The 9,893-nt window shown below is 68.4% G+C and carries 10 protein-coding genes and 1 pseudogene; 6 read left to right on the top strand and 5 right to left on the bottom strand.

The features are described 5' to 3' along the window. Together ACIQ3R_RS10670 and ACIQ3R_RS10675 are read left to right on the top strand one after the other, a co-directional pair. Window positions 1-648: DUF885 domain-containing protein (locus ACIQ3R_RS10670; protein ID WP_397418266.1), on the top strand; the 648-nt coding region annotated here is incomplete at its 5' end. A 120-nt stretch (window positions 649-768) separates the two neighbouring features. Beyond that, on the top strand, window positions 769-1,203 hold the full coding sequence (locus ACIQ3R_RS10675; RefSeq protein WP_397418269.1) for a DUF4260 domain-containing protein: 435 nt from the start codon (window positions 769-771) through the stop codon (window positions 1,201-1,203). On the opposite strand, the gene ACIQ3R_RS10680 is transcribed toward ACIQ3R_RS10675, so the two are convergent. Further along, window positions 1,200-2,474 (bottom strand): cytochrome P450, encoded by a 1,275-nt coding sequence (locus ACIQ3R_RS10680; RefSeq protein WP_397418272.1) that lies wholly within the window; start codon window positions 2,472-2,474, stop codon window positions 1,200-1,202. The genes ACIQ3R_RS10675 and ACIQ3R_RS10680 overlap by 4 nt on opposite strands. A gap of 130 nt (window positions 2,475-2,604) precedes the next feature. On the opposite strand from ACIQ3R_RS10680, the gene ACIQ3R_RS10685 reads away from it, so the two are divergent. Continuing rightward, the gene (locus ACIQ3R_RS10685; protein ID WP_397418275.1) at window positions 2,605-3,597 is read left to right on the top strand and encodes an SDR family NAD(P)-dependent oxidoreductase; all 993 of its coding nucleotides are present in this window, start codon (window positions 2,605-2,607) and stop codon (window positions 3,595-3,597) included. Window positions 3,598-3,685: 88 nt separating this feature from the next. Continuing rightward, entirely contained in the window at window positions 3,686-4,495 is an 810-nt protein-coding gene (locus ACIQ3R_RS10690; protein ID WP_397418278.1) for a carbonic anhydrase, read from the top strand. 12 nt (window positions 4,496-4,507) lie between these two features. Here the strand turns inward: ACIQ3R_RS10690 and ACIQ3R_RS10695 are convergent, their stop codons facing one another. From ACIQ3R_RS10695 to ychF, 3 genes are read right to left on the bottom strand one after another with little or no spacing between them, the layout of a single operon-like run. Next, window positions 4,508-5,191, bottom strand: a complete 684-nt coding sequence (locus tag ACIQ3R_RS10695; RefSeq protein ID WP_397418281.1) for a dienelactone hydrolase family protein — start codon at window positions 5,189-5,191, stop codon at window positions 4,508-4,510. Beyond that, the gene (locus tag ACIQ3R_RS10700) at window positions 5,191-5,862 is read right to left on the bottom strand and encodes a dienelactone hydrolase family protein (RefSeq protein WP_397418283.1); all 672 of its coding nucleotides are present in this window, start codon (window positions 5,860-5,862) and stop codon (window positions 5,191-5,193) included. Before ACIQ3R_RS10700 ends, ACIQ3R_RS10695 begins: the two co-directional genes overlap by 1 nt. Window positions 5,863-5,875: 13 nt before the next feature. Further along, the gene (gene ychF, locus ACIQ3R_RS10705) at window positions 5,876-6,973 is read right to left on the bottom strand and encodes a redox-regulated ATPase YchF (RefSeq protein WP_397418285.1); all 1,098 of its coding nucleotides are present in this window, start codon (window positions 6,971-6,973) and stop codon (window positions 5,876-5,878) included. Between the two features lie 749 nt (window positions 6,974-7,722). On the opposite strand from ychF, the pseudogene ACIQ3R_RS10710 reads away from it, so the two are divergent. Next, window positions 7,723-7,821, top strand: a pseudogene (locus ACIQ3R_RS10710) (PEPxxWA-CTERM sorting domain-containing protein); the annotation flags it as partial. Window positions 7,822-7,888: 67 nt separating this feature from the next. Here ACIQ3R_RS10710 and mnmH read toward each other — a convergent pair. Then, the gene (mnmH, locus tag ACIQ3R_RS10715; RefSeq protein ID WP_397418287.1) at window positions 7,889-8,950 is read right to left on the bottom strand and encodes a tRNA 2-selenouridine(34) synthase MnmH; all 1,062 of its coding nucleotides are present in this window, start codon (window positions 8,948-8,950) and stop codon (window positions 7,889-7,891) included. Between the two features lie 83 nt (window positions 8,951-9,033). Here mnmH and selD point away from each other — a divergent pair. After that, window positions 9,034-9,893: selenide, water dikinase SelD (gene selD, locus ACIQ3R_RS10720; protein WP_397418289.1), on the top strand; the 860-nt coding region annotated here is incomplete at its 3' end.

Consider the following 9,893-nt stretch of genomic DNA (forward strand, 5'->3'; position numbering starts at 1 on the left):
CGGGAGAAGACCGCGCCGATCGCCTTCTATAATCGCGGGACCGCCGACGGGAAGCGGCCGGGGATTTTCTATGTGAACCTCTCCGACATGACCCAGGTGCTGAAGCCCCAGCTTGCGGCCATCGCCTATCACGAGGGCGCGCCGGGTCATCACTTCCAGATCGCCCTCGCTCAGGAACAGACGGACCTGCCCATGTTCCGGCGGTTCTCGTTCCAGGGCGCCTACATCGAGGGCTGGGGTCTCTATGCCGAGCGGCTGGCCAAGGAGGGCGGCTTCTATACGGATCCCTACGACGACTTCGGCCGGCTTTCGGCGGAGATCTGGCGCGCCGCCCGCCTCGTGCTCGACACGGGCATCCACTACAAGCGCTGGAGCCGTGATCAGGCGCTGACCTACATGCGGGCCAATACGCTGGCCTCGGAACGGGACATCGCCAGCGAGATCGACCGCTACTTCACCAACCCCGGGCAGGCGGCGAGCTACAAGGTCGGCGAGCTGAAGATCACCGAGCTCCGCGAACAGGCCAGACGCGAACTGGGGCCCAGGTTCGACCTCAAGGCCTTCCACGACGTGGTGCTCAGCGCCGGCCCGCTGCCGCTGGACGTGCTGGAGACGCGGGTGGACGCCTGGATCGCGACGCGGCGGTAGAGCGGGATCAGTCGTTCAGAAATGTATCGCTGATCTGCGGATTCGTGGAATTTCGCTGAGCATATCTGTTGGGTAGACCCTCGGCGTGGCGGCCGCGCCACGACCCGACGGAGACCCGCCATGGCCCACCTCACGCTCTCGTCCGACCTCGGGTCGGCGGCCCCTGTCCCGACGGCCGGCGCCGCGACAGGCGACGTCGCCCTCGCTTTGCGCGCGGAGGGCGCCGCAGCGCTGCTGGCGGGTCTGGCCGGCTATCACCTGCTGGGCGCGGGGTGGGGACTGTTCGCCCTGCTTTTCTTGGCGCCGGATCTGTCGATGCTGGGCTACCTGATCAATCGGCGGGTGGGCGCCATCGCCTACAATCTCGGCCACACCTATCTCGCGCCGGCCGCGCTGGCGGCCCTGGGCTGGGCCCTGGGCGCGGAGATGCTCCTCGCCGTCGCGGCGATCTGGGTCGCGCACATCGGGTTCGACCGGATGCTGGGTTACGGCCTGAAGTACGAGACCGGCTTCGGCGCGACGCACCTGGGTTGGGCGATCAAGCCGCGGAGTTAGTTCCGCCGCGGGATCATCACCGGCAGGGTCTCATAGCCCTTCACAAAGCTCGAATAGACCCGCTTGGGCTCGCCGGTGACGATCACCTCTGGGAAGCGCTTGAGGATCTCTTCCCAGATGATGGTCAGCTGCAGCTCGGCCAGCCGGTTGCCGACGCAACGGTGGATGCCGAAGCCGAAGGAGATGTGCTGGCGGGGCCGCTCCCGGTCGATGATGTAGGCGTTGGGGTTCTCGATCACCTCTTCGTCGCGGTTGCCCGAGACGTACCACATCACCACCTTGTCGCCGGCCCGGATCAGCTTGCCCCGGAACTCCACGTCCTCGACCGCGGTGCGGCGCATATAGGCCAGCGGCGTCTGCCAGCGGATGGTCTCCGACACCATGGACGGGATCAGACCGGGATTGGCGCGCAGCTTGGCGTACTGATCCGGGTTCTGGTTCAGCGCCAGAACCGAGCCCGAGATGGTGTTGCGGGTGGTGTCGTTGCCGCCGACGGTCAGGAGCACGACGTTCCCGAAGTACTCTCGCGGCTCCATGTTCCGGGTGGCCTCGTTATGGGCCAGCATGGAGATCAGATCGCCCCTGGGCGGCGCATTGACCTTGGCGTTCCAGAGCCCGGTGAAATAGGCGTGGTACTCGCTGAAGATCGCCATCTTCTGTTCGCCGGTCTCGACGATGCCGCCCGGCATCGGCGCAGCGGTCACCACGTCCGACCAGTAGGTGATCTTGCGGCGATCTTCCTGCGGCGCGTCGAACAGGGTCGCCAGGGTCATGGCGGTCAGTTCCTTGGACACCAGATCGACCCAGTCGAACTCCTGGCCGATCGGCAGGCCGTCGAGGATGCCGCCGGCCCGTTCGCGGATCTGCGGCGCCATGTCGTGCAGCGCCTGCGGCGACACCGCCGGCGTCACGGCCTTGCGCTGCACGTCGTGCTTGGGCGGGTCCATGGCGATGAACATGGGCAGCGGGTCCATGTTGGCCTGGCCGCCGCCCAGCGTGATCCCGCCCTTCATGAAGTCGGATGAGAACCGGTGGTGATCGGTGTCGATCGCCATGATGTCGTTGTACTTGGTGATCGACCAGTAGGGCCCGAACTCGTGCTCGGCGGTGTAATGGACCGGGTCTTCCTTCCGCAGCCGCTCGAAGATCGGCCACATGGCGTCCGCCTCGAACAGCGCCGGCTGGGCCGGGTTGAGTTTGTCCAGCGGCAGCGCATAGGCCTCGGCCCGCGCCTGCTCCCGCGTGATCCCCGTGACGTGTCCGTCAGCCATCTCGATCCTCCCGTCTTTGGGACAAGTGAACGCCGATAACCGGGATTTGACCAGTGACAATCGCCGCTCGTGACCCAGCGTCACGCCGCCCCCGCGATAGGGTCACGCAAAGTTCAGCAGGAGAGACGCCATGAAGGATTTCGCTGGCAAGTTCGCGGTGGTGACGGGCGGCGGCACGGGCATGGGGCGCGAGCTCGCCCGCCAGCTGATCGCAGAGGGCTGCAGCGTGGCCATGTGCGACGTCTCCGACCGCAACATGGCCGAGACGATCCGGCTCTGCACGGCCGACGGCATACCGCAGGGCGCCAGGATCACGGCGCACCACGCAGACGTCTCAATCGAGGGCGACCTGATCCGCTTCCGCGACGACGCGGCCAAGGCGCATGACACCGAGAAGCTGCACCTGCTGTTCAACAACGCCGGCATCGGCGGCGGCGGCTCGATCGTCGACACCGATCGCGACGAATGGGAGCGCACGTTCAACGTCTGCTGGGGCGGGGTCTATTACGGCGTGCGCACCTTCCTGCCGATGATGCTCAACGCGGATGAGGGCCACATCATCAACACGGCCAGCGTCAACGGCTTCTGGGCCAGCCTCGGCCCCAATGTGAGCCACACCTCCTATGCGGCGGCCAAGTTCGCGGTGAAGGGTTTCACCGAAGCGATGGTCACCGACCTGAGGCTCACCGCGCCGCACATCAAGTGCTCGGTGGTGATGCCGGGCCACATCGGCACCGAGATCGCCGCTAACTCGCGCAAGGTGATCAACCATTCCGACGACGACACGCTGAGCGAGACCGAGCTCGCCCGGGCCAGGGCCCGGATGGCCCGCGCCGGGGTCGACACGACCAATATCCCCGACGCCATGATCCAGCAGATGGTGACCGCGCAGGCGCGCGCCTTCCACGACAATGCGCCGATGTCCGCGGCGCAGGCCGCGACCATCATTCTCGACGGCGTGAAGGCCGAGCGCTGGCGCATCCTGGTGGGCGAGGACGCGATCATCATGGACCGCATGGTCCGCGAGACGCCGGAGGAGGCCTACGAGCAGAGCTTCTACGAGCGGATGACCAAGGCCGTCGGCTGGCAGCTGGGCAATATGGGCGGGGCGAAGCGCGAGTAGCGGCCCGCCGTCGGGGCCGCAGCGCCCCTCACCCGATGTTCAGGATTGGGTCGCAAAACAGGCTCGAACCCGATTCGAGGGCGCGACCATGACCGATCTTCCGCGACGCCGACTGATCACCCTGCTGGGCGTGGGCCTCGTGGCCGCGCCGGTCTACGCCCTGGCCGAAGGGGGCGTGGTGCATGGCGGCGCCTCGCCGCCCTCGGTGCGGCGCACACGGCGGCCGCGGGCGACGGCCAAACCGGCCGCAACGCCGACGCCGGAAGCCCAGGCCCATGCACCGCCGGCTCCGCCCTCGGTGTCGCCGGACGAGGCCATGGATCGACTGATGCGGGGCAACGCCCGCTTCGCCGAGGGCTATGGCGCCCACCCCAACAGCGGCGCGCCGCGACGGGTCGAGGTGGCGGCCGGGCAGAGGCCGTTCGCCACCATTTTGGCCTGCGCCGACAGCCGCGCGGCTCCGGAGCTGATCTTCGACCAGGGGCTGGGCGATCTCTTTGTCGTGCGCGTCGCCGGCAATGTGGTCGACGACGCGGTGTTGGCGTCCATCGAGTATTCGGTGATCCATCTGGGCTCGACGCTGATCATGGCGCTGGGCCACGAGCGCTGCGGCGCGGTGAAGGCGACGATTGAGGCGCTGGCCGGTCGTGGCGACCCGCATGACCGGGACACCAAGATCGGGACGCTGGCCGCCCTCATCGCGCCCGCCGTACGCGCCACACCCCCTGGCGCGCCTGATCCTCTGGATGCCGCCGTCAGCCTCAACGCCGCCCATGCCGCGGGTGAGATTCTCGCCCGCAGTCCGCCGCTGCGCACGCGCGTGCTGGCCGGATCGCTCAAGATCGTGGCGGCGCGCTATGACCTGGACGACGGCCGGGTGACGCCGACCCGCACCTGAGGCGAGCGCCAGTCAGACTTCGCCGCGACCGCCGCCCGATCGGGCGAACAAGGCCAGGGTGCGCAGGCGCGACAGCCGGGCGCTGTCGGCATGGAAGCCGTTGGGCGCCACGAAGGCGTGTCCGGCGGGATATTCGTGCACCGGCAGGTCCGGATAGGCGGCGCGGATCGCCTCGACCTCGTGCGGCGGAATGAGTTCGTCGGTTTTGCCCAGATGCAGGATCGTCGGGATCCGAGGCGCATCGGCCAGGAAATGGCTGGCGATCTGGCCGCCGTAGAAGGCCGAAACCGCCGAGAGGCCCTGGCAACGCGACGCCGCCAGCCAGGCGACATTGCCCCCGAAGCAGAAGCCCATCGCGAAGACCGGCGGCTTGAGCGCCTCTATCGCCGCCTGAACCGCATCAATCACATCGACGCCCCAGCCCGAGGCCTCGCCGAATCCCATCTGGCGCCGCTGAACGGCGGGATCGGTGTCGCGATCCGGGAAACCGCGCGCGAACCGGTCGAACAGGCTGGGGACCAGCACCTCGTAACCGTCGTCGGCATAGCCACGGGCGAGTTCACGCAGATGCGGCGTGACGCCCCAGATGGCGTGGCAGATCACCAGTCCGCCGCGCCGCGCGTCAGCCGGCGTCTCCCGCCAGGCGTCGAAGGCGAAACCGTCCCGAGCGCTCCTGAGCTGGACCGTTTCGCCCATCAGGCGGCGTCGAAGAGCTCGAGCGTGCGGCGGCGGGCGAGCGTGGCCGCCTCAGCGTTGTAGCGAGCCGGGTCCTCGTTGTTGAAGCCGTGGCCGGCCCCCTCGTAGATGTGGACCGGGACGTTCGGATGATGCGTCGCGACGGCGGCGGCGACGACGTCGGCCGGAATTCCGGGATCGGTGCGGCCCAGGTGGACGATCACCGGGCAGAGCGGCTTGAGCGCCGCCTGCGCCTGGACCATCGAGCCGTAGTAGCTGGAGGCCGCCGCGAGGCCGGGAACCTTGGCCGCCGCGATCCACGACAACGACCCCCCATAGCAGTAGCCGACGATGCCGACCTTCTCGCCCCGCGCCTTTAGGAAATCGCGGCAGGCGGCGATGTCGCCCATCGCCTGCTCCATCGGCGTGGCGCGGGCCTTGGCGATGCCGGCCTGGATGCCGGCGTCATCGTGCTCGGCCAGGAACCCCGGCTCGATGCGGTCGAACATGGCCGGCGCGATGGCCTCGTAGCCCAGCGCCGCCCACCGCTCGACATCGGCGCGGACGTGGCGGTCGAGGCCGAAGATCTCCTGGATCACGATCACCCCGCCCTTCCGCGGTCCGATGGCGGGGGCATGCAAGGCGGTGAACCGGAAATCGTCTGCGCCGGCGAGGGCGATCACTTCGGCCATGCTGTCTGTCTCCCTAGACGTTGAACCTGAAGTTCATCACGTCGCCGTCCTTGACCACGTACTCCTTGCCCTCGGAGCGCAGCCGACCGGCGTCTCTCGCGCCGGCTTCACCGTTCAGGCGCACATAGTCGTCGAAGGCGATGGTCTCGGCGCGGATGAAGCCCTTCTCGAAGTCGGTGTGGATCACGCCTGCGGCCTGGGGCGCGGTGTCGCCCTTGTGGATGGTCCAGGCGCGGGCTTCCTTGGGCCCGGCGGTGAAATAGGTCTGAAGCCCCAGCAGGTGGTAGGCCTCGCGGATCAGCTTGTTGAGGCCGGGCTCCGCCAGGCCCAGGGTCTCCAGGAACTCGACGCGCTCCTCGGCGTCCAGCATGGCGATCTCGCTCTCGATCTGGGCTGAGATGACCACGGAGTCGGCGCCGTCGCGGGCCGCACGCTCGGCCACCGCGCGGGACATGTCGTTGCCCGTTCCGGCCGAGGCCTCATCCACATTGGCGACATAGAGCGCCGGTTTGGAGGTGAGGAGTTGAAGCATCCGCCAGGCCTTCTCGTCCTCCGCGGAGACCTTGGCCAGGCGGGCCGGGCGACCGGCGTTGAGCTCGGCCAGCGCCAGCTGGGCCAGGCGCAGGGTGGTCGCGGAGTCCTTGTCACCGGTCTTGGCGCGCTTCTCGAGATTGACCACCCGCTTTTCCAGGCTCTCCAGGTCGGCCAGCATCAGTTCGGTGTCGATGGTGTCGAGGTCGGCCAACGGGTCGATGCGACCTTCCACATGGGTGATGTCGTCGTCGATGAAGCAGCGGGCGACGAAGGCGATGGCGTCACAGTCGCGGATATTGGCCAGGAACTGATTGCCCAGCCCCTCGCCCTTGGACGCGCCGCGGACCAGGCCGGCCACATCGACGAAGTTGATTCGCGCCGGGATGATCTCCTTCGAGCCCGCGATCCTGGCCAAGGCGTCCAGCCGGGGCTCGGGCACCGCCACGTCGCCGACATTGGGCTCGATGGTGCAGAACGGATAGTTGGCCGCCTGGGCCGCCGCCGTCTGGGTGAGCGCATTGAACAGGGTCGACTTGCCGACATTGGGCAGGCCGACGATGGCGATCTTCAGGGCCATGGGAGCGTGGAAATCCGGAGGTGTCGGGAAGCGCGCGCACCTAGCATGCGGTCACGTCCAGAGCCACGGCTGAATGGATCGATACCGGCCGCTGGAACAACATGGTCAATCGACGGTTGAGCTTGTGGCGGGGAAAAACTCCGCAGGCCATGCCCCGGAGGCTTATCATCATGCTCAGAACACTCATGGGCGCCGTTGCGGCGCTCTCGATCTCGGCCGGCGCCGCCCAGGCCGCGTTGATCCTGACCGACGCCGCCTACACCGGCCCCGATCTGGACCTTAGCGGCTATGACAACGGCGCCTACAACTTCACGTTCGGCCCGGTGACGGTGGGCGAGTTCACCTTCACGCGGACCAACACGACCACCAACAGCGGCGATGGCGCGGTGGTCGGCCAGGGCTCCTATGGTCTGGCCTCCAACGGCCAGTTCGGCGGGTCCGCCGTCTATATCGGTCTCGACGGGCCCGGCGGCTTCGGGTTCCTGACCGGCGCGACCGCCTACCGTCAGATGGGGTTCTTCTTCAACTACGCTCCCGGCTCCGGCGATGCGCCGACGATCGCGGCGCTCGATATCGGCGGCAACGTCCTGGAGTCCTATGACCTCTCGACCGCGGCGCCGATCTCGACGCCAGGAGGCCTCAACCAGTTCCAGTTCCGAGGCATCTCCCGCGACCAGGCCGACATCTACGGCTTCCGCTTTGGAGGGTCGTACCTGCTGGCCTCGGGCACGGCGACCGGCGGCCTGCCGGGCGGCATTCCCGAACCAGGAACCTGGGCGCTGATGATCCTCGGCTTCGGCGCAGCGGGCGCGATGCTCCGTCGTCGGGTCGGCGCCGCGCACGCTTAACCCTCGAACTGAAACCGTTTGGGGAGCGCCGGCCGCGAGGCCGGCGTTTCTCGTTGAGGACGGCGCCTCAGAGGCCCGTCGCCGACCGGGCGACCTCGTCAGCGAGCCGATCCTGTGCGGCATCATCAAGGCTGTCGGTCGTCAGGCGCGCTTGAGGGGTTCGGCCATCCTTTCGGCGAGCGCGGGCATAGGCCGGATCGTAGTGCAGTTCCATCAGCGCCTCGGCGAGTTCGGCGAAGCGGCCCTGGGCCATCAGGCCGCGCCAGGCTTCACGACGGACCGGCGAGGGGCGGATCGGCAACCGGTCGAACATCGCTTCCAGCCGGTCCGGGTCGGCGATCAGGTCGGCATAGGCGTGGACGAGATAGGCGGCGCGCACGGGCCGGGGCGCCACGATCTCGATTCGGGCGGCGGCCTGCATGGCGCGCCAGACGGCGGGCGGGATCACCCGGTCGCCGATCTTGCTGGACTCAGCTTCGGCGATGACGGGACGGGCGGGATCCAGCCCATCAAGCGCCGTCAGGAGCCGGGTCTCAAACAGCTTCTGGTCCGGCTGTGGGCGGTCGGCGAGGGCGCCGAGCAGCGATCCCCGATGGGCGGCCAGACCCTCCAGGTCCAGCGTCTGCACCCCACGCGCAGCCAGCCGGGCAAGCAACTCCGTCTTGGCCGAACCGGTGTCGCCGTCGAGCAGGACGAACTGAACCGGGCAATCCTGATCATAGAGGCGCGCCTGAACATGGCGCCGCCAGGTGCGATAGCCGCCGGCCAGCACGGCGGTGTGCCAGCCGACCCGCTGGAGGATCGTGGCCATGGCGCCGGAGCGGTTGCCGCCCCGCCAGCAATAGATCAGCGGCTGGGTCTCGGCCGGCCAGTCGGCCATCGCTTCGGTCAGGTGCCGGGCGATGTTGGCGGCCACATAGGCCGCGCCGATGCGGTTGGCGCGGAAGCGGCTTTCCTGGACATAGATCGTGCCCACCTCGGCGCGTTCAGCGTCGCTCAGCACCGGCAGGTTGACGGCGCCGGGCACATGATCCTGCGCGAATTCCCCCGGACTGCGGACGTCGACGATCACGTCGAAGCGGGCCAGCACAGCCGGCTCGGCGCTCTCGATCACGCGGATGGGCCGCATCTGTCTCCCCAAGCTCTGGCCGGAACATCGTCTAGCGCGGTATGCCCCGGTCCCGACAGTCCGGATCGCCCAGAGACGCCGCCATGAGCCCGCCCCTTCGCCTGACCTCCCTCGCCCACGGCGGCGGCTGCGGCTGCAAGATCGCGCCGGCCGTCCTGCGCGAGATCCTCGCCGGGATGCCGGCGGCGGGACACTTCGCCAATCTCATGGTCGGGACCGAGACCTCGGACGATGCGGCGGTCTGGCGGCTGAATGACACCCAGGCCCTGGTCGCCACCACCGACTTCTTCATGCCGGTGGTGGACGACCCCTACGATTTCGGGCGCATCGCGGCGACCAATGCGCTCTCGGATGTCTATGCGATGGGCGCGACCCCGATCCTGGCCCTAGCCATCGTCGGCATGCCGATCGACAGGCTGGCTCCGGATGTGATCGGCGCGATCCTGGCCGGTGGCGCTTCGGTCTGCGCGACGGCGGGCGTGCCGGTGGCCGGCGGCCACTCCATCGACAGTGTCGAGCCGATCTACGGGCTGGTGGCGCTGGGGCTCGTGCATCCCGATCAGGTGCTGACCAACAAGACCGCGCGCGACGGCGACGTGCTGATCCTGACCAAGGCCCTGGGCGTGGGCGTGCTGTCCGCGGCGTTCAAGCAGGAGAAGCTGGATGCGGCGGGCTATGCCGCGATGATCGCTTCCACCACCCAGCTCAACGCCGTCGGCGCGAAGCTGGCCGGCCGCGAGGGCGTTCATGCTGTAACCGACGTGACCGGCTTCGGCCTGCTGGGCCATACGTTGGAAATGTGCCGAGGCGCAGGTCTGACCGCCGAGATTTCCGCGGAAGGGCCGGTCATCCTGCCGGGGGTGGAGGCGCTGGCGCGCAACGGCGTGCGGACCGGCGCCTCGACCCGCAACTGGGCCAGCTATAGCGAGGCGGTGCGGCTTCC

The sequence above is a fragment of the Phenylobacterium sp. genome, assembly GCF_044371015.1.
In the GTDB taxonomy this organism is placed as follows: domain Bacteria; phylum Pseudomonadota; class Alphaproteobacteria; order Caulobacterales; family Caulobacteraceae; genus Phenylobacterium.